Source organism: Streptomyces sp. WG5, from assembly GCF_049974565.1.
Lineage (GTDB): Bacteria > Actinomycetota > Actinomycetes > Streptomycetales > Streptomycetaceae > Streptomyces.
On the sequence record NZ_JBNGGC010000005.1, the window covers coordinates 218,360 to 237,981 of the forward strand.

Annotated in this window: 12 protein-coding genes; 4 read left to right on the plus strand and 8 right to left on the minus strand. The window is 69.5% G+C overall.

The features are described from left to right. Positions 1-15: 15 nt before the first annotated feature. On the plus strand, positions 16-828 hold the full coding sequence (locus ACP4IX_RS07525; RefSeq protein WP_426519783.1) for a DUF3097 domain-containing protein: 813 nt from the start codon (positions 16-18) through the stop codon (positions 826-828). Positions 829-919: 91 nt separating this feature from the next. Here ACP4IX_RS07525 and hemW read toward each other — a convergent pair whose 3' ends face one another. Both hemW and ACP4IX_RS07535 read right to left on the minus strand, forming a co-directional pair. After that, on the minus strand, positions 920-2,152 hold the full coding sequence (hemW, locus tag ACP4IX_RS07530) for a radical SAM family heme chaperone HemW (protein WP_426519785.1): 1,233 nt from the start codon (positions 2,150-2,152) through the stop codon (positions 920-922). Between the two features lie 45 nt (positions 2,153-2,197). Then, complete coding sequence (locus tag ACP4IX_RS07535) at positions 2,198-4,498, minus strand: SpoIIE family protein phosphatase (protein WP_426555052.1); 2,301 nt, start codon at positions 4,496-4,498, stop codon at positions 2,198-2,200. Positions 4,499-4,745: 247 nt separating this feature from the next. Between ACP4IX_RS07535 and ACP4IX_RS07540 the strand changes: the two genes are divergently transcribed. Then, positions 4,746-6,920, plus strand: coding sequence for an AIPR family protein (locus ACP4IX_RS07540; protein WP_426555053.1), 2,175 nt, complete (start codon positions 4,746-4,748; stop codon positions 6,918-6,920). Between the two features lie 44 nt (positions 6,921-6,964). Here ACP4IX_RS07540 and ACP4IX_RS07545 read toward each other — a convergent pair whose 3' ends face one another. After that, positions 6,965-7,450 (minus strand): ATP-binding protein, encoded by a 486-nt coding sequence (locus ACP4IX_RS07545; protein ID WP_426555054.1) that lies wholly within the window; start codon positions 7,448-7,450, stop codon positions 6,965-6,967. Positions 7,451-7,589: 139 nt separating this feature from the next. On the opposite strand from ACP4IX_RS07545, the gene ACP4IX_RS07550 reads away from it, so the two are divergent. Further along, positions 7,590-8,468: a helix-turn-helix domain-containing protein gene (locus ACP4IX_RS07550; RefSeq protein WP_426555055.1), complete on the plus strand. Its 879-nt coding sequence runs from the start codon at positions 7,590-7,592 to the stop codon at positions 8,466-8,468. Then, positions 8,465-8,656 (plus strand): DUF397 domain-containing protein, encoded by a 192-nt coding sequence (locus ACP4IX_RS07555; RefSeq protein ID WP_426555056.1) that lies wholly within the window; start codon positions 8,465-8,467, stop codon positions 8,654-8,656. Before ACP4IX_RS07550 ends, ACP4IX_RS07555 begins: the two co-directional genes overlap by 4 nt. A 65-nt stretch (positions 8,657-8,721) precedes the next feature. Here ACP4IX_RS07555 and ACP4IX_RS07560 read toward each other — a convergent pair whose 3' ends face one another. The 5 genes from ACP4IX_RS07560 to ACP4IX_RS07580 all read right to left on the minus strand — a co-directional run bounded on the left by ACP4IX_RS07560 (position 8,722) and on the right by ACP4IX_RS07580 (position 19,316). Next, entirely contained in the window at positions 8,722-10,227 is a 1,506-nt protein-coding gene (locus tag ACP4IX_RS07560) for an HsdM family class I SAM-dependent methyltransferase (RefSeq protein ID WP_426555057.1), read from the minus strand. A 143-nt stretch (positions 10,228-10,370) separates the two neighbouring features. Beyond that, entirely contained in the window at positions 10,371-11,996 is a 1,626-nt protein-coding gene (locus ACP4IX_RS07565) for a type I restriction-modification system subunit M (RefSeq protein ID WP_426555058.1), read from the minus strand. Next, positions 11,993-13,447, minus strand: a complete 1,455-nt coding sequence (locus ACP4IX_RS07570; protein WP_426555059.1) for a restriction endonuclease subunit S — start codon at positions 13,445-13,447, stop codon at positions 11,993-11,995. Before ACP4IX_RS07570 ends, ACP4IX_RS07565 begins: the two co-directional genes overlap by 4 nt. Continuing rightward, on the minus strand, positions 13,444-17,124 hold the full coding sequence (locus tag ACP4IX_RS07575; RefSeq protein WP_426555060.1) for a DEAD/DEAH box helicase family protein: 3,681 nt from the start codon (positions 17,122-17,124) through the stop codon (positions 13,444-13,446). The genes ACP4IX_RS07570 and ACP4IX_RS07575 overlap by 4 nt, the downstream gene beginning before the upstream one ends. A gap of 314 nt (positions 17,125-17,438) precedes the next feature. Beyond that, positions 17,439-19,316 (minus strand): AMP-dependent synthetase/ligase, encoded by a 1,878-nt coding sequence (locus tag ACP4IX_RS07580; protein ID WP_426519789.1) that lies wholly within the window; start codon positions 19,314-19,316, stop codon positions 17,439-17,441. Positions 19,317-19,622: the final 306 nt, after the last annotated feature.

Consider the following 19,622-nt stretch of genomic DNA (forward strand, 5'->3'; position numbering starts at 1 on the left):
CGTATCGTCATCAGAATGCGCCAGTACTCCGCCGACCTGACCCCTCCGTGGAAGAAACCGCAGCCGGTTCCGGAGGTCCCGGCCGATCCCGGTCTGGTGGTCGAGGAGCCCGGCACCGGTTTCTGCGGCGCGGTGATCGGCTGCGAGGCGGGCACGGTGACCCTGGAGGACCGCTTCGGCAAGCACCGGGTGTTCCCGATGGAGCCGCGCGGTTTCCTCCTCGAGGGGCGGGTGGTGACGCTGGTCCGCCCCTCCTCCGGTCCGGCGCGGCCCTCCCGTACAGCGTCCGGGTCGGTCGCCCTCCCCGGCGCACGTGCGCGGGTCGCGCGCGCCGGGCGCATCTACGTCGAGGGGCGACACGACGCCGAGCTGGTCGAGAAGGTGTGGGGCGACGACCTGCGCATCGAGGGTGTCGTCGTGGAGTACCTGGGCGGCGTGGACGATCTCCCGTCGGTCGTCGCCGAGTTCGCCCCCGGTCCGGACGCGCGGCTCGGGGTCCTGGTGGACCACCTGGTGCCGGGTTCGAAGGAGTGGCGGATCGCGGAGGCGGTGACGAGCGAGCACGCGCTGGTCGTGGGGCACCCGTACATCGACATCTGGGAGGCGGTGAAGCCGTCGTCCCTGGGGATTCCCGGCTGGCCCCGGGTGCCGCGCGGGCAGGACTGGAAGACCGGGGTGTGCCGGGCGCTGGGGTGGCCGTCGGAGAACACGGGCGCGGTGTGGCAGGCGATCCTGGCGCGAGTGGGGTCTTACAAGGACCTGGAGCCGCAGCTGCTGGGGCGGGTGGAGGAGCTGATCGACTTCGTCACGGGCGGTGATGGGGCTTGACGCCCTTGTAGGTGCCGAACGTGGTGGTGTCCAGTTCGCATCAGGTCAGGGGCCGAACTCTCGATCCGCACCGATCCACTCGCCCGAGTGATCAGTCCACCAAGTCCCGCACCACCGCATCGGCCAGCAACCGCCCGCGCAGCGTCAGTACCGCGCGCCCGTCTGCGTAGGGCCCTTCCTGCAGCAGCCCCTCGCCCAGCGCCCGGCGCGACGCCGCGAGCCCCGCCTCCCGCAGCAGGGACAGCGGGGCGCCTTCCCTCAGGCGCAGCTCCAGCAGGATGCGCTCCACCCGCCGGTCCTCGTCGGTGAGGATCTCGCGTCCGGCGCCCGGGGACGTCCCGGCCGCGAGCGCGCCCGCGTACGCCCCCGGGTGCTTCACGTTCCACCAGCGCACCCCGCCCACGTGCGAGTGCGCCCCCGGCCCCGCGCCCCACCAGTCGGCGCCCCGCCAGTACAGCTCGTTGTGCAGGCAGCGCCCCGCGTCGGAGGTGGCCCAGTTGGAGACCTCGTACCAGTCGAAGCCCGCCGCCGACAGCGTCTCCTCGGCGATCAGGTACCGGTCGGCGTGGACGTCGTCGTCGGTCATGGGGACCTCGCCGCGCCGGATGCGGCGGGCCAGCTGGGTGCCCTCCTCGACGATCAGGGCGTACGCCGAGACGTGGTCCGGTCCGGCCCCGAGCGCCGCGTCGAGCGAGGCGCGCCAGTCGTCGTCGGTCTCGCCGGGGGTGCCGTAGATCAGGTCGAGGTTGACGTGGTCGAAGCCGGCCGCGCGGGCCTCGGCGACGCAGGCCTCCGGGCGGCCCGGGGTGTGGGTGCGGTCCAGCACCTTCAGGACGTGCTGCCTCGCGCTCTGCATGCCGAAGGAGATCCGGTTGAAGCCGCCCTCGCGGAGGGTGGCCAGGTACGCCGGGTCGACCGACTCCGGGTTGGCCTCCGTCGTGATCTCCGCGTCCGGCGCGAGACCGAACTCGTCACGGATCGCGTGCAGCATCCGTACCAGGTCGCCGGCGGCCAGCAGGGTGGGCGTACCGCCGCCGACGAAGACCGTGCGGACCTCGCGGGGGTCGTCGCCGAGGACCTTGCGGGCCAGGCGGACCTCGTCGGTGAGCGTCTCGGCGTAGTTGTCGCGGGAGGCGAGGACGCCGCCGGTGCCGCGCAGCTCGGTCGCGGTGTAGGTGTTGAAGTCGCAGTATCCGCAGCGGGTCGCGCAGTACGGCACGTGCAGGTAGAAGCCGAGGGGGCGGTCGGCGGCGCCGGCGAGCGCGGACGCCGGCAGGGCGCCGTCGGCGGGGACGGGTTCGCCGTCGGGGAGTGCGGAGGGCATGCGTTCCATTGTCCCGTACCGACGCGGCTGCTCGGCCCGACGCGACTAGTCGGCCTGCAGCACCAGCAGGGCGAGGTCGTCCTCCGGGGGGCGGGGCCCGAACTCGTGCACCAGCCGCCTGATGCGCTCGGCGACCAGCCCGGCGTCCAGCCCCGCGCATCCGGCGAGCGCGGTGGCGAGCCCGTCCCCGTCGTCGAACTGTCGGGACCCGCTGCGCCGCTCGGTCACCCCGTCCGTGACGCAGAGCAGGGTGTCGCCGGACCGCAGCTCGAAGGTCTCGCTGGTGTACGTCGCGTCCTCGACGACCCCGAGCAGGGTCTGGGGCTGGGCGACCGTGCGCACCGTGCCGTCGGGGCCGAGGAGCAGCGGGAGCGGGTGCCCGGCGGAGGCGAGGGTGCAGCGGACGCCGCCGTCGAACGGGACCAGTTCGCCGTAGAGCAGGGACAGGAAGCGGGTCTGCGGTCCGTCGCCCGGGGCAACCGGAGGGCCGGTGGCGACCAGGGCGCGGGCGGCGGCGTCCGCGGCCTCCGTGGCGTCGTCGAGGAGGAGCTGGTTGAGGCGGTCGAGGACGTCCGGGACGTCGTACTCCTCGCGGGCCAGCAGGCGCAGCCAGGGCCGGGCGAGGCCGATGACCACGGCGGCCTCCGGCCCCTTGCCCTGGACGTCGCCGACGGCGAAGCACCAGCGGCCCTCGCCGGCCGGGAAGAGGTCGTAGAAGTCGCCGCTGGGTCCGCCCTTGTCGCACGGTTCGTAGACGAGGGCGCTGCGCACGCCGGGGATCTCCGCGACGGCGCCGGGCAGCAGGCCGCGCTGGAGGACGGCGCTGATCGTGGCCTGCCGGGCGTACTGGCGGGCGGCGCCGATGGCGAGCGCCACCCGGCGGCTGAGGTCCTCGACGAGGCCGGTGATCTCGTCGGGGAAGCCGGCGGTGCCCGCCCGCCCGATGACCAGGGTGCCCAGCGGCCGGCCGCCGGCGACCAGGCGGTAGGCGAGCGCGGCGCCGTGCCTGCCGTCCGGGCCGAGCGCCTCACCGGGCCAGGGGTGGGCGACGGGGCCGGAGCGCCATGGGTCGCGGGAGCGGGGCGGGTCCTTCTCCAGGGCCAGGCGCAGTTCCTCGATGCGGCTCTCGCCGGCATGCCAGACGCGGGCCAGCCGCGCCCCCACGGCCGCCCCCGGCTCGTCGCTCCAGGCTCCCCGGCCCAGGGACTCGTCCTCCAGCCACACGCCGCACCAGTCGGCGAGCCGCGGCACGATCAGCTGTCCGGTGAGGGAGGCGACCAGGTCCTCGTCGAGCTGCCCGGCGAGGAGGTCGGAGGCCTCGGCCAGGAAGGAGAGGGCACCGCGGCCCAGCCACTCCCGGTCCCGGACACCGCGCCGCCGGCCGGCGAGGGCCGCACCGTCGTGCCAGTCCGGCCACCGCGTGGAGCCCCACCGGTCGGGGCCCTCCGTGAGGCCGGGGCTGTGCCCGGGCTGGGGACGTTTCCCTCGCCGGGGACGCTGCAGGGCCTCTCGGAAGGTTTCTCCACCGCGGGAGGCTTCTCCACCGCGGGGGCCTTCCGCACGGCCGGGGTCTTCCCCGTGCTCCGGGCCGCCTCCCCCGCGCTCGGGGTCTGCCGAACCACCGGCTTCCGGGGCTTCCTGGTCTCCCGGGCGGTCATCCTCCGGGGTTCCCGAGCCGTCCGAGCCGCCCGAGCCTCGGTGGTCTCCGAAGCCGCCGTGGTCTGCCGAGCCGCCGTGGGGCACGGGCGGCGTCCGGCCGCCGGGGGCCTCCGCCGGCGGGTCCGCGGCCGGGCGCTCGGTGCGCAGCGGGCCGCGGCCCCCGGCGTACGCCTCGGCGGCCTCGGCGCCCGCGGCCGGCAGCCGCGCCCACACCGTCTTGATGCCCGGACGGTACGTGATCCCCCAGGCCTCCGAGAGCGCGGCGACGAGCCGCAGACCGCGTCCGTACTCCGGGAGCTCGTGCGGCGTCTCGTCGTCGCCGCCCCTCGGCGCGCGGGCGGGATGGTGGTCCGTGGCCTCGACGACGAGGGTGCCCGTCTCCTCGAGGCGGCAGACCACCTCGACGTCGGTGCCGGCGTGCACCACGGCGTTGGTGACCAGCTCACTGACGACCACCAGGACGTCGGCGGCGAGATGCTCGGTCAGCTGTTCCGTGCCGGGCAGACCGAGCGCGGACCAGTCGGCGAGCGCGGCCCGCACCATCTCGCGGGCCGCGCCCGGCGCCAGGGAGCTCCCGAGCAGGGTCACGTGCGCCCGCGCGCACTCCTGGGCGGATGCGTCAGCAGCGTGCGCGAGCACCCCGCTGGCGCGGGAGACGGTCTCCCGTTGCGTAGGAATGGCCCCCATGGACGGCTCCCCGGGCAGTTCGTGCGAATACTTCGCAGTCGATGCCGACAGAGTGACAGACCGACCCCGTCCATAAGCGTGGAGTTACCGAAGTGGGCCGCCATGAGTGAAAACCGTACTGGTCGACGCTCGGAAACCGACGTCAGATCGACACCAACACGGATAGAGAACCAGCCAATTGGCCTGAACTAGCTCGTTTGGCGTGGTTAGAGTAAAAGGTTGGTCGAGACCGGATGGTGGAGGGCGTATGGCGCAGAGCGGGCAGAACATGCCGCTGGAGGTTCAGCACATCCGGAAGGCGCTGCTGAAGGAGTTCGGGGAGCTCATCTCCATGGACGACTTCGTGAAGAAGGACCCCAAGGAGCGTGAGACGGCTCTGCTGTCGAGGGCGATCTCGGCGAAGGCGGCCCGCATCCTCACGGACTGCACCTCGGACGAGGCGGCGGCCGGGGTCATCGACGGACGTGACGACTTCGGCATCGACTGTGTGGCGTTCTCCGCGTCGGGATCCGAGATCTACCTGATCCAGGCGAAGTGGAAGGACAAGGGAACGGCCGGCTTCGACACGGAGGCCGCGCTCAAGCTGGTACACGGATTGAAGAAGCTCGACAACCGTGACCTCGACCATTTCAACGAGCGCCTGCAACTCCTCTCCGACCGCATCCACGGTGTCCTTCAGCTTCCCACCTGCAAGGTCAGTCTGGTGATCGCCCTCATGGGCGACGGCCGCCTCTCCCCCGAGACCCGCGGCATCCTGGACGAGGCAGCCCGCGAGTTCGGCGGACACGGACGGACCGTCGCCTACCGGGTGGTGAACCAGTCCGACTTCCACCGGGCCGTCCGGGAGGATCTGGAACCGCAGCCGATCAACCTCAAGGCGACCATGAACCGGGAGTGGTACGCACGCGAGACCCCGTTCAAGGCAGTGATCGGCGAGGTCAGTGCGGATCAACTGGCGCGCTGGTACGGGGGCGATGATGAAAGCGAGGGGCACGGCGAGCGCCTCTACGACCGGAACGTCCGCCGCTCGCTCGGACTGACCGGAGTCAACCAGACCATGGTCGACTCGATACTGGAGGACCCCGAGGGCTTCCTGTACCGCCACAACGGCATCACGGTGCAGTGCGACGAGATCATCCAGGAGTACCCCTTCAAACGGGCGGTGGGACAGCCGACCATCCTCACGCTGACCAATGCGAGCGTCGTCAACGGTGCGCAGACGGTGACTTCCGCGTTCCGGGCGTACGAGAAGGACCCGGACGCCACCGGGGACGCCTACGTGATGGTGCGCGTCATCTCCTTGGAGGGGACGCCGGAGGGCTTCGGCCGTTCCATCACCAAGGCGACCAACACCCAGAACCACATGGAGCGCCGCGACTTCATCGCCATCGATCCCGTTCAGAGCGAGATCCAGAAGGACTTCCGCATCTCCCTCGACAAGGAGTACGTCTTCCGCCGGGGCGAGCTGGATCCCGCGCCCGAGTCGGGCTGCTCGGTCACGGAGGCGGCCACCGCTCTGGCCTGCATGCACCGGGACTCCTCGCTCGCCGTCCGGGTCAAGGGCTCGACCAACGCGCTGTGGAGCGAAGGGCCGAGCGGTGCCTACACCCGACTCTTCGGGCAGCAGCCGAGTGCTCAGCAGATCTGGCGCGCGGTCCAGGTGCTGCGGCTGGTACGTGACGAACTGACGAAGACCCGGGCGAAGCTCACCGGCCGCCCCGCCGCGGTCGCGGACAGCGGAGCCCTCCTCGTCGCCCACCTGGTCTTCCAGCGCATCGGGCGGGAACGGTTCGACGAGTCCGACGGCGACTGGGAGGGCGTACTCGCGGAAGTCCCGAAGGAGATCGGCGCCGTACTGGCCTGTCTCATCAGCATGGTCGACGCCCTCTTCACCCCCAAGAGCTTCGTCACGAGTACGTTCGCGAACGAGGAGCGGTGCACCCGCCTGGTCTCGGCGGTACTCGGCACGCTCGAACGCGGCGCCGGGCCGGACTCCCCCATGAACCTGGCGGCGCTCATGAAGATCTCCGGGCGGACGCGGCAGCGCAGGCCTCAGACCGTGCGCCTGCTGATCGACCACGACGCGATCGAGGAGGGCACGCGCCTGGAATACGCCCCCAGCGCCGCGGAGGAGCTCGCCATCGGCGCCTGGCTCAACGCCGACCCCCGGCGTCGTCGCGCCAGTTGGGTCAACGACCGCAAGACTCCGCTCCTCTGGGAGGCCGACGGCAAGCGCTACTCGCCGACCGGGCTGGTCTCCCAGATGTGGAACGAGGCCGACTGGAAGGAGCAGTGGAGCGCGGTACAGGGCCCCAAGCAGTGGCGGGTTCCGGGAGAGGGAACGCTGGTGGAGATCGCCGAGCGGCTCTGGCAGCGGATCGCGGCCGGGGAGGGACCAGAGGGGGACGACCACCTGTCGTAGGCCTCCGGGCCGGGACGCACGGACCGGGCCGGGGGCGGTGACGCTCACCCGTCGCCTGTTCCCGGCGGGCCCGGCAGCTCGGCCCAGACGGTCTTGCCCGAGGGGAACCGGGGCGTGAAACCCCACCGGGAGGCGAGCGCACTCACGAGAAGCAGTCCCCGTCCGTGCTCTCCGTCCGGGGAGGGTGCCGCCACGGGGTCGGGCAGCCGCTCTCCCCTGCAGTCCGCGACCTCGACCCGCAGGACACCGGAACAGCTCTCCGAGAAGGCGCCGACGGTCATGGTGAGCAGGAAGTCCCGCCCCGGCACCCGACCGTGCGTGACCGCGTTCGCGGCGAGTTCACCCACCACCAGCTCGGCGGCCTCCAGACGTTCACCGCCTCTGGCCCACCCCCAGTCCACCAGCTGCTGGACCGCGAGCAGGCGCGCGAGGTGCGCCCCACGCCGCGTGGAGCTGAACCGTTGCCTGAAGGGTGCGGGTGAGGGGGACCGGTGGGAGACGAGGAGCTGGTCACGGATTTCGTACTTCATGTGACAGAGCGTGCCGGGATGGTCGTACCCTGACCAGAGGAGCCATCGGTACGGCACGCGCCTGTACCGCCGTAGACGGTTGCGTGTCCGTACTGACGGGAGTAACCGGCCGGTGGCCAGGTGGGTTGGGGGATGAGTGATGGCATCGGAACCCCGTCGCAGCGACACCGGAGGCCGACCCGAGCCCCCGGAGGACACGGATGGCCTCCTCGACCTGAACCGGGCCGTGGGCAGGCAGGTCAAGCTGCTTCGGGAACGGGCCGGTCTGACCCAGAAGGAGCTGGGTGACCGGCTGGGGTACGGCGAGGACCTCGTCTCGTCCGTGGAGCGGGGCCGCAGGACACCGCAGCCGGAGTTCCTCGACGCGGCGGACGACCTGCTCAGCGCCGGAGGACTGCTGAAGGCGACGAAAGAGGATGTGGCACGGGCCAAGGCCCGCGCACGCGTCCGGCACCCCGCGTGGTTCCGGGACTACGCGCGGCTGGAGGCGGAGGCGGTCGAGGTCAACGACTACAGCAGCCACGACATTCCCGGCCTGTTCCAGACGGAACGCCGAGCACGAGCGCTCTACGGGATGCGCAAGCCGCTGTTGGACGAAGAGACGATCGAGCAGCGAGTTGCCTCGCGTCTCGCACGCCAGGACATCCTGACCAAGTGGCCGCCCCCCATGGTGACCGCCGTCATCGAGGAGTCCGTGCTGCGCCGCCCGATCGGTGGTTGGGAGGTACACAAGGAACAGCTGGACCGTCTCCTCGATCTCGGTCGGTTGCGAAGCGTGGAGTTGCAGATCATGCCGATGGAACGGGACGAACACGCCGGCATGGGTGGCTCATTCATTTTGCTGACGCCCAAGGGAAAGCCGCAGGTGGGGTATGCCGAAATCCAGAACATTACGCGACTGACCACAGACGTCGAGGAGGTCCGTATCCTGGCCGCACGCTACGGCAGCATCAGAGCCCAGGCACTCACTCCCCAAGAGTCCCTGGCGCTGATTGAGAGGATGCAGACACAACGATGAGCGCCGAGGACCCAGGACTCACCTGGTACAAGAGCAGTTACAGCGGTAACGAGGGCGGCGCCTGCGTGGAGATCGCGGTCGGCACCGCCACGGTCCATGTCCGCGACTCCAAGGACGTGCACCGGCCGCACCTCGCCGTGAACGCGGACCGCTGGGCGGCGTTCGTGGCCTTCGCGGCGGCGGACTGAGCCGACCGCTCGGTCACGGCGCGCGGGGAGGCGCTGTCGAAGGCGTCTCCCCGCTCCGGACGGAACTACGGCAGAGCCTCCGCGACCTCACGGAAGTGCGTGGCCGCGGTGTCGAGCAGGTCCGCGATCTCTGAGGCGATCTCCTTCGGGGAGCCCAAGTCCTCCATATCCGCCGCGAGGTTGGCCTTCAGGTCGAAGGTCGCGTTCGGATGGGCCAGCAGGTCGTCCACCGGGTAGCGGCGGAAGCGGTCCGACTCGGTGCGCTCGGAGATGTCTCCGCCCGCCAGACACGCGGTGACGAAGTCGTCGAAGTCCGCCTCGGTGACGGGGTTTCCGGTGTCCGTACGGTGGTTGCCCGTGCGGGCGTCGTAGACCCACAGGTTCCGCGTGACGGACCGGTTGTCCGGCTTGGGGGTGGACTTCGTGAAGAAGAGGATGTTCGACTTCACGCCCTTGCGGTGGAACATGCCCGTGGGCAGCCGCAGCAGTGTGTGCACGTCGCAGTTCTTCAGCAGCGCGCGCCGCACGGTGGCTGCCGCGCCTGCGCCGAACAGCACTCCGTCGGGGACGAATACGGCAGCCCGGGCACCCGGCTTCAAGGTGACCATCAGGTGCTGGAGGAAGTTGGTGGGGAAGTCACCGTAGGCCAGGAAGTCATCCCGCATGGTGGCGTTGGGCACCACACCGTCGCTCCTGAAGGGCGGGTTGCAGATGGCCACGGTGGGGAGTGCTCCGGAATCCTCACGCACGACCGGGACCTTGCGCGTGAGGGTGTCCGCGAGCTTCACCGGGGCGGGGTCGGAGAACGGCCGGCCCGTGTTGAGCAGGATGTTCATGGTGGCGAGTCGGCACATCTGGGCGTCCAGGTCGGCGCCCGCGATGGCGGCCGGATCCGTGGACTGCATCGCCTGGTAGGCCGCGATGAGCGTCGAACCGGTGCCGCACGCCGGGTCGATGACGATGTCGTCGGGCCGCACGCCGAGCACCTTGACGACAGCGCTCAGTACAGGGAACGGCGTCAGGGTCTGCCCGGTGTCGATCTTCCGGTCGATGTCCTCACGGCAGTCACGCAGCATGATCGTGAAGGCGCGCCCGAGTTCGGTCTGGGGTACGAGGGTCCACTGATGGGGATCGATCTGCTCGGTGATCAGCTTGGCGAGCTCGGCCATGCGGCTGAGGTCCCAGGGCTGCGCGTCGCGGAAGACCATACCGGCGATCCGCCGGTCGGGACGGCTGGGGGCCTGGTCGCCGAGATCCCGCATGAGGTCGGCGAGCCTGCCGTGCAGGGCGTCACCGCTGAGGTCGGTCAGCTTCGGCCAGGTGCCCTCGGGCACCACCGGCTTCCGGGCGAAACGACCGGGGCGCTGTGAGCGCTCGTGGTCCAGCTTGAGGAAGAGGAGGTAGCCGAAGTGCTCCACGAACTGGAGTCGCGTGATGGCACGGGTGCTGGTCTTCTCGTTGTAGAACCGCCAGAGGCGTGCCGCGATCTCCTCGCCCGCCCAGGACCTCTCCGGTGCACCGCCCGCTGCCGCTGCCGCCGTGCCGTCGCTTCGGCCGAACCCGTAGACCATGCTTCACCCAGTCCCTGTGTCAGTCCCCGGAACGGCGTGTGGGCCCGTACGCGCGCACGGGCCCACACGTCGTTCCGTCCCGTTTCCCTGAGTGGCCGCCGACGGGACCTCTGGGCCGGGCGGCCAAAGGACTGAGAGCCGGGCTACCGCTCCTGGTCTGTCTCTTCGGTGGTGCCAGTGGTGGTGCTGTCCGCACGGTCCTCCGCGGCCGGCTCTGCTCCGGCGCCGGCGGTGGTGCCGACGGCCTTCTTCAGTGCCTCGGCGACGGCGGTGAACTCGGCCAGGGCGCTTTCCAGTTCGTCCACGATCTCCTGAGCGATCACGTCCGGGGGCGCGAGCGGGGCGGAGGATGCGGAGGCGGACTGAAGCACCGTCAGGTCGAGGTTGACCTTGTCGCGTGCGATCAACTCATCGTACTCATACGACTGGAAGCGCTCACTGGGTTTACGGGCCGAGTAGTCCGTTCCCCCGGAGTGGAAGGCGGCGACGAAGTCATCCAGGTGCTCTCGGCGCAGGGCACGCTGCTTGAGGGTGAAGCGCTGGTCGGTGCGGAAGTCGTAGACCCAGAGCTGCTTGGTGGCGGGCTTGCCGCCTGGGTGGGGCGGGACCTTGTCGAAGAACAGGACGTTCGCCTTGACGCCGTTGGCGTAGAAGATGCCGGTGGGCAGCCGCAGCAGTGTGTGCACGTTGGTGAGGTCCAGCAGGCGGCGGCGGATCTCCGCACCGGCGCCGCCCTCGAACAGGACGTTGTCTGGCAGGACGAGCGCGGCCCGGCCGTTGGTCTTCAGCAGGGTGTAGATGTGCTGGACGAAGTTGAGCTGCTTGTTGGTGGTCTGGGTCCAGAAGTCCTTGCGGGCGGTGTACGCCTCACCGGTGACCGAGCCCACGCCGAAGGGCGGGTTGGCGAGCACGATGTCATAGAACTTGTGCGGCGACTTGGCGAGGGAGTCCTGGACGGTGACCAGAGGACGACCCTCGGAGGTGCCGATCCCGTGCAGGAGCATGTTCATCAGCGCGAGCCGGGCGGTCTCCCGCACCAGCTCGTAACCGGTGATGGCGCCCGTCTGGAGCTTGCGGGCCTGGTCGCCGTAGAGCTGATCCTCGTAACGCTCGGCGATGTGGGCGTGCGCGGCGATCAGGAAGCCGCCAGTACCGCAGGCGGGATCGGTGATCGTCTCACCGGGCCTGGGCTGCACACAGTCGACCATGGCGTCGATGAGGGGCCTGGGGGTGAAGTACTGGCCCGCGCCGGTCTTGCGGTCCTCGGCGCCACGCTGGAGAAGCCCCTCGTAGGCGTCGCCCTTGAGGTCCTGCTTCTCCCGGGTCCAGGTGTAGGGGTCGATCAGGTCCTTGACGAGCCGGTCCAGAACGGCAGGCTCGTGGATCTTGTTCTGTGCCTTGGTGAAGACCTCGCCGAGCATGGTGCCGCCCTTGCGGCCCAGCTCCCGCAGGATGTGCTCGTAGTGCTCCAGGAGGTCCTCGGACGACCGGCTGGTGAGGCTCGCCCAGTCCAGCCCCTCCGGGACGAGCGGCTCCTCCGGCTCGTTCTTGCGGAACCTCGCGGGGCGGTTGGCCCGCTCGTCCGCCATCTTCAGGAAGAGGAGGTAGGTCAGCTGCTCGACGTAGTCGAGGGTCGAGACGCCCGAGTGGCGCAGCAGCTCGCAGTACGACCAGAGACGGTTGACGAGCGTCGAGGTCGTCTCCCCGGCGGACCGGCGGGGGGCCGGGGGAACGATGGCGCTGTTCACTAGGGCGGGGGTGGTGCTCATGAGGGCAGTTCTTCCTGACCGGGCGGTGCGGGGCGGGGCTTACGGGCAGCGCGCTTACGGGGCGACTTGGCCTGCTGCTCGGCACGGATCCGGTCGAGCAGTGCCGATGCCGGTTCGTCGTCGGGGCCCTGGGGGACGAGAGCGCCGGTGAAGGCGGCTTTGAGGAGAGAGGCGCGGAGGTTACTGGATCTTTCTTCGTGTTCCACAAGGAGCGCTCGAAACTCTTCGACCAACGCAATGCGATCGTTTATTTCTTGAGTAATCTCTTTGCGGACAGTATTACTCTGCGGAATTGGAATCCTGGCACTCCGGACGACTTTCTGCGAAATGTTTCGCATCGAATCACTTGTCCCGGTGGCAGATTCGGAATAATAAGCCCTGACCGGCGGAGAAGAGAGGACATGGATGAGCCAGTTCGGGTCAACGCTCGACTTCGGGACGAGACGCAGGCTCTTATCGCTAAGAAGGAGTTTCCCGCGCGTAGGACCGACCAGCACGGGAGCGCCGACGTAGTCAACAGTGTTTGCCCGACTCACCAAAATATCGCCGCTCTGGACCTCGTAATCAGGGTTCGGATCCCTTTCAGGGGGAAGCGCCTTGTTTTCCTCCGGCCGAAACTCCCCCCAGGTCATAGCGCTGACCTTGATGACACCCCACTCATCACTTTCGGCTGGGCGAGGAAGGCAGGTAAACGATCTACCCGCCTCGATACCCTCGAGAACATCATCGACAGTTCCCCAATACCAGCCGTCGGGGATCGATTCACTGTCAGCAGGCCACAATGCTTCAGTTCGGATCGCTTGAACCAGGTCCACAATCCGCTTTTCTGTTATGCGGACTGAGCTTTCCCCCGCCTCAATACGCACCACCTGCTGTTCAACCTCGGCCACGATCCGAAGCTGTTCCGACAGAGGCGGCACCACGATTTCTGTCGCAAGCAAGGCCTTCCTCGCCACGCTCGCCTGGTTCACATGGTTGTTCAGAACGGTCTTGAAGTATCCGCTGGCCCAAAGCCAGTGAAGCTGAATCGCCAGGAATTTACTGTCGAGACCTTCAGGGCCCCGAAGTCGGGTCATGTGGTTCGAATAAGCCACAGGCTCGACTGAGTCAACCCATGCGGTTTTTCCGACCAAGGCCGGGCTGTTCGTGTTGTTGAAGAGGACATCGCCGTACTCGACCCGTCGATCCGAATCGTCGTTGACGTATCGAGCATCGGACAGGTCGATGGCGCCATTGCGCGTGATGTTCATCGGACGCAGGTGGACGATGCCGTCACCATCACGGTTGTGCTTACCGCTGGCAAAACCCGGCTGGGCTTCTACTCCGAGTTCCCCCAGCGTCGCCCGCGCCCATCCCGCCGGGAGCTCACCAGACGTTCCCCCAGCAGGTGCCTCGGGGCCGTCAGGCCCCTGGGGTCCGTCCCCCGCAGCCACACTCAGCCCCAGCGTCACGCGCCCAGCTCCCTGTCCAGTTCGTCGAGGATGTCTTCCGCCCTCGTCTCGCCGAACTCCGCGAGGAAGCCGTCCGTGCCGTTCCGCATGGTGAACGGGGCGTAGTCGAGGTCGGCGGTGTCGAAGCGTACACGTTCGACCGTCGCACCGGCGATGTGATCCAGCCACCAGCGCTCGGCCTTGGTGAAGGTCACACCGGCCTGCTCCTGACGGGCCAGCCACGCCGCGTACCGCTCCTGGACCGCCTCCTGGTGGGGGCGGGGCCGCTCGGCGCCGTTCTCCGCGCCGCCCGCCAGCTCGTACCTCAGCAGGGCGAGCAGGTCGGCCGCAGTCCGGGCGGCGGAACGGTCCGCCGCCACGGCCTCGCCCACCTGCTCGTAGGAGCGCCACAGCCGGTCCGCCGTCCAGGCGCGCGGCGGGCGGGCCACGGAACGTGCCAGGTCCTTGAGGCGCCTGAGGGCCTCGCGCGGCGGGATCTGCGACCCGGCGGCGAAGGCGAGGGAGAGTGCCGCGATCTCGTCGCGGTGCTCGTCCACGTACGCCTTCCAGTCGCGGACGGTGTCGTGCGCCGTCGACTCGTCCTCCGCGACCGCGCCGGCGGACACGAGGGCGTCGCGGCTGGTCTCGTCGTACAGGATGTCCTTCGCGCGGCGCATCTCCAGCAGCCGGCTCCGCAGCGCGGGGTTGGAGGCCAGCGGCAGCAGAGCGCGCTCGACCAAGGACCTGACGGCCTTGTCCGGGTCGAGGCCGAGCTGCTCCGCGGCCTCCCGGGTCCTGGCCTGCTCGTCGATGGTGACGGCCTCGACCATGTTGTGCACGATGGTCTTCAGCGGCACGCCGTCGCTGAGGGTCTCGATCTCGGCCCGTTCCTCGTCGGTCATCTGGAGGTCGAGCTTGGCCAGGCGCGAGGCCAGGGTGGAGACGTGCTCGTCCTCCGCGAGACCCCGGGCGGTCAGGCGGAGGAGCCTCTCCAGGTTGAGGTCCTTCTCCGTGTGCCGCTCCAGCGGGCCCGCGTCCACCTTCGGCTTGCGGGTCACCCCCACCGCGTCGACGATCACGAAACGCGTCTTGGGGCCGACGCCCGGAGTGACTCGCTCGAACTCGGTCAGCGACAGGGTCCGCGCGCCGCGGCCCTTCATCTGCTCGAAGTAGGCCCAGCTGTTGACGTCACGCAGGAAGAGCAGGCACTCCAGCGGCTTGACGTCCGTGCCGGTGGCGATCATGTCCACGGTGACCGCGATACGCAGCTGCGGCAGGTTGCGGAAGTCGGAGAGGCGTTCGGCGGGCTTCTTCGCCGCGTGGGTGATCTTCGCGCAGAAGTCGTCGCCCTTGCCGAAGACGTCCCGGACGACCTCGACGATCTCCTCGGCGTGGTTGTCGTTCTTGGCGAAGACGAGGGTCTTGGGGACGTACATCTCGTCCCACAGCAGCTCACCGGTCTCCGCGTCGCGCTTGGCCCGCTCGGGGTAGATCTCGGTGAACAGGCGCTCGCGGAAGGTGCGGATCACCGTGCGTAGCTGATCCTTGCTGATGACGCCGACGCCCACCTCCTTGGCGCCGTACGTCACGTCCTCGTCGAAGTCCTCGTAGCGCTGCCGGCGGGTGCGCCGGTCGCGGACGGGGATGGTGCCCTGGGCGATGACTCCGCCCTCGCCCGTTATCCGGGTGAGGATCTCGTAGACCTGGAAGTCGACGTTGACGCCGTCGGCGACGGCCTCCGGATAGGTGTACTCGCTGACCAGGTTGCCGTTGAAATAGCCGAAGGTCTGTGCGACGGGGGTCGCGGTCAGGCCGACGACCGGCGCGTCGAAGTACTCCAGGACGGAACGCCACTTGCCGTAGATGGAACGGTGGCACTCGTCGACGATGATCAGGTCGAAGGACTCCGGCGGGATGTCCCGGTCGTAGCCGACGGTGATATCACCGGGCACCTCGTAGGAGTACTCCTCCTCGCCGTCCGTACCCGCCTGCGTGGGCACGCCGGCGCCGGTCAGCTCCATGTACAGGCGCTGCACCGTGGAGACGACGACCTTCGCGGAGGGGTTCATCCCCTCGGCGCCCAGGCGCTGCACGTTGAACAGGTCGGCGAAGGTGCGGTTGGTGTCGGGGGTGGTGAAGTTCTCGAACTCGGTCTGTGCCTGGGTGCCCAGGTTGTTGCGGTCCACCAGGAACAGGACACGCTCGGCCTGCGCGTACTTGAGCATCCGGTACGCGAACGTGACCGCCGTGTAGGTCTTGCCCGCGCCGGTCGCCATCTGCACCAGGGAGCGGGACTGGCCGGTGCCCTGCTGACCCTTGCCGAGCGCGACGGACTCCTCGACGCCGCGCACCGCCTTGATCTGTGCCGGACGCAGCGGACGTTCGTCGAGTTCGGGCATCCGGTGGCGCAGCCGGGCACGGTAGGAAGGAGCCTGCGGGTCCTGCTCGGCCTGACGCATCCACCGGGCCAGGGTGCGGGGCTGGTGGAACGAGAAGACGCGCCGGGTGCGTGAGTCCGGGTCGAGGGCGTTGCGGAACCGGGTTTCGCCGCCGTCCGAGACGTAGCGGAACGGCAGCGGTGTCCGCCAGGCGATCAGGCGCTGCTGCGCGTCGGTGGGGTGGTCCGCGTACCGGTCGGCCTGGGCCTGTGCGGCGGTCAGATCGGCGCCCTCCCGCTTGGCCTCGATCACCCCGACGAGCTTGTGCTCCACGTACAGGGCGTAGTCGGCCCGGCCCTTCGCGGTGGTCACCTCGCGGACCGCCACGCCATTGCCGCGACGGTCGCCCCGCACATGGAGGTTGAGGTCGGCGCCCCCGTCCTGGACGCTCCAGCCGGCCTCGGTGAGCATCTCGTCCAGGCGCGTGCGCACCTGTGCCTCGGTGAGGGGTTCGCGGGCGGCCTGCTCGGCGTTGTCCAGCAGCCGGGCGCGTTCGGCCACGGCCTCCGAGGCGGCGGCCGGGCTGGTGGCCCGCGCCCGCAGCAGACGGTTGTCGTCGGCGGACTGCGCCTGCTGGAGTGAGGCGAGCTGGTCGCGCATCGCCTCGACCTGGCGGGCCAGTTCCTCGCGCTCGGCGGTGGCGGCGGCCAGCTCCCGCTCCGCGGCCACCCGCGCGGCCTGCTCCGCCTGGGCCTGTGTGACCTTGCCCTCGTAGGTGAGGCGGGCCTCTTCCAGGGCGCGGCGTGCCTGCTCGACCTGAGTGCGCAGGTCCTTGTTCTCGGCAGCCGGAGTACGCGCCGGGTCCGGAGGGACGAAGGCCTTCTGCTCCCGGGAGGCGGTGAGCAGCCTGTGGTACCAGGCCCCGAGACGGTGGCAGGTGTGCAGCGCCCGGAACGCGTCGTCGGGACTGTCGTGGCCCTCGTGGTTGGCCTTGTTCCCGAGTATGCGGACCTCGTGGAACGCCGCCTTCACGTTGCCGTGGAGATAACCCTCGCGGTCCAGTGCCTCCAGGCGCTCGGCCTGCTTGCCGCCGGAGTACGGGACACGGCCCCGCAGGACGAGGTCGGAGGCGAGGGCCTCGCCGAACTGGCGGGACTTGATGAGCGAGGTGTTCGGGTCGGTGAAGACGTGTGCCTCGGCGGCGGTGCCGTAGGCGACGAGCAGCGGCAGATGGTCGTACAGGAAGCCGAAGTTGCGTGAAGTCCGGGCGAGTTCGGCAAGCCCGGGATCCGGCGTGTGCGCCGCGCCACCTGCGCTCATCGGGTGAGTACGCTCTCTCTGCCGTAGCCGCGTGCACCGAGGCCGCCTCTGGTCGGTTGGGTGCCCTGAGGATCATTGAGCCTAGCGGCCGTCGACGCACACGGCCATGACTTTCCTCGCAGGCACCCGCGCTGCTTCATTCACCGACGACGGTGTGGGCGCGCACAGTTGAGTGGTCGTCGGTCCCCGCCGGTGACCTGCCGTCCGCTTCCGCTGTCCACCGGTCATGAGACGGGCGGGACCACGTCGACGGGCGGGCTCCCGGGCCGGGTGGGCCCGGAGCACCGCCCCGCTCGTTCGTCACGAAGTGACGGTCACGCCTCCCGCGAGCCGTCGTACATCTCCTCGATCAGGTGCTTGTACTCCCGCTCCACCACCGGCCGCTTGAGCTTCAGGCTCGGTGTGATCTCCCCGTGCTCGACGTCGAGGTCGCGGGGCAGTAGGCGGAACTTCTTGATGGTCTGCCAGCGCTGGAGGCCCTCGTTGAGCTGCTTGACGTAGCCGTCGATCATCTCCACGGTCGCGGGCGCCGCGACGATCTCCGCGTACGGCCTGTCCTCCAGGCCGTTCTCGTTCGCCCACTGCGTGATCGCGATCTCGTCGAGGGCGATGAGGGCGGTGCAGAAGTTCCGGTCGGCGCCGTGCACCAGGATGTTGGAGACGTAGGGGCAGACCGCCTTGAACCGGCCCTCGACCTCGGCGGGCGCGATGTACTTGCCGCCCGAGGTCTTGATCAGGTCCTTCTTGCGGTCGGTGATGCGCAGGTAGCCGTCGGCCGAGAGCTCACCGATGTCCCCGGTGTGGAACCAGCCGTCCGGCTCCAGGACCTCGGCGGTCTTCTCGGGCAGCTTGTGGTAGCCCTCCATGATGCCGGGGCCGCGCAGCAGGATCTCGCCGTCGTCCGCGATGCGCACCTCGGTGCCGGGCAGCGGCTTGCCGACCGTGCCGGTGCGGTAGGCCTCGCCGGGGTTGACGAAGGACGCGGCGGAGGACTCGGTGAGGCCGTAGCCCTCCAGGATGTGGATGCCGGCGCCGGAGAAGAAGTAGCCGATCTCGGGTGCGAGGGCCGCCGAGCCGGAGACGCAGGCGCGCAGGCGGCCGCCGAAGGCCTCGCGGATCTTGGCGTAGACGAGCTTGTCGGCGATGCCGTGCTTGGCGGACAGGCCGAAGGGAGCGCTCGCGGTACCGGTGCGCTTGAAGTTGTCCTGGGTGACCTTGGCGTACTCACGGGCGACGCCGGCGGCCCACTGGAAGATCTTGTACTTGGCTCCGCCGCCCGCCCGTGCCTTGGCGGCGACGCCGTTGTAGACCTTCTCGAAGATGCGCGGCACGGCCGCCATGTAGGTCGGCCGGACGACCGGCAGGTTCTCGATGATCTTGTCGACGCGGCCGTCGACGGCGGTGACGTGACCGGCCTCGATCTGGCCGGAGGTCAGCACCTTGCCGAAGACGTGCGCGAGCGGCAGCCACAGGTACTGCACGTCGTCGCCGGTGACCAGGCCGGTCGCGGCGATCGCCTTCGCCATGTAGGACCAGCAGTCGTGCGGGAGGCGGACACCCTTGGGCCGGCCGGTGGTGCCGGAGGTGTAGATGAGGGTGGCGAGCTGGTCCTTGGTGAGCGCGCCGACCCGCTCCTTGATCAGCTCCGGTTCCTTCTCCAGACGGGCCGCGCCGAGGGCCTCCAGCGCGCCCAGGGTGAGCACCCAGTCCTCGGAGGTGTCGGCGCCGGTCGCGTCGATCACCACGACGTGGGTGAGGTCGGGCAGCTCCGCCTTCTTCTCCTTGGCCTTGGCCAGCTGCGCGGCGTCCTCCGCGATGAGCACCCGGCTCCCGGAGTCGGAGAGGATGTACGCGGACTCGTCGGCGTTGGTCTGCGGGTAGACCGTGGTCGTCGCCGCGCCCGCGCACATGATGCCGAGGTCGGCGAGGATCCACTCCAGCCGCGTGGCGGAGGCGAGTGCCACGCGCTGCTGCGGCCGGACGTCCAGCTCGATCAGCCCGGCCGCGATCGCGTAGACCCGCTCGGCCGCCTGGGCCCAGGTCAGCGACTTCCAGTCGTCCGGGCCCTCGCCCGAGGCCGACGGCACCGGGTAGCGGTACGCCTCGGCGTCCGGCGTGGCCGTCACCCGTTCCAGGAAGAGTCCCGCCACGGAGGGCGGACGGTTCTCGATCAGTGTCTGTGTGTCGCTCACGACATCCTCCGTGGGCCCGCGACGCTGCGGCCTGCTCGATACGGCCGGCTCGGATGCGGCTGGTTCAGGTGTGACCGGTTCAGGTGTGTCTGGTTCGCTCTCGGGCGGTTCTTCAGGCGTTGTTTAACTCGCGAGTAACTAACGGGCAGGCATCAGCGTAAAGGGCGACCGGCCCGTGCGTAAGTCTCCGCGCCCTGTCACTTCGTACGAAGGCCACCCGTGACATGCGAAGGGGCCCGTCGCGCTTTCGCACGACGAGCCCCTTCGTGTCCGTTTCGCCCGGGCGGGCGGGACGCGCCGCGGGAC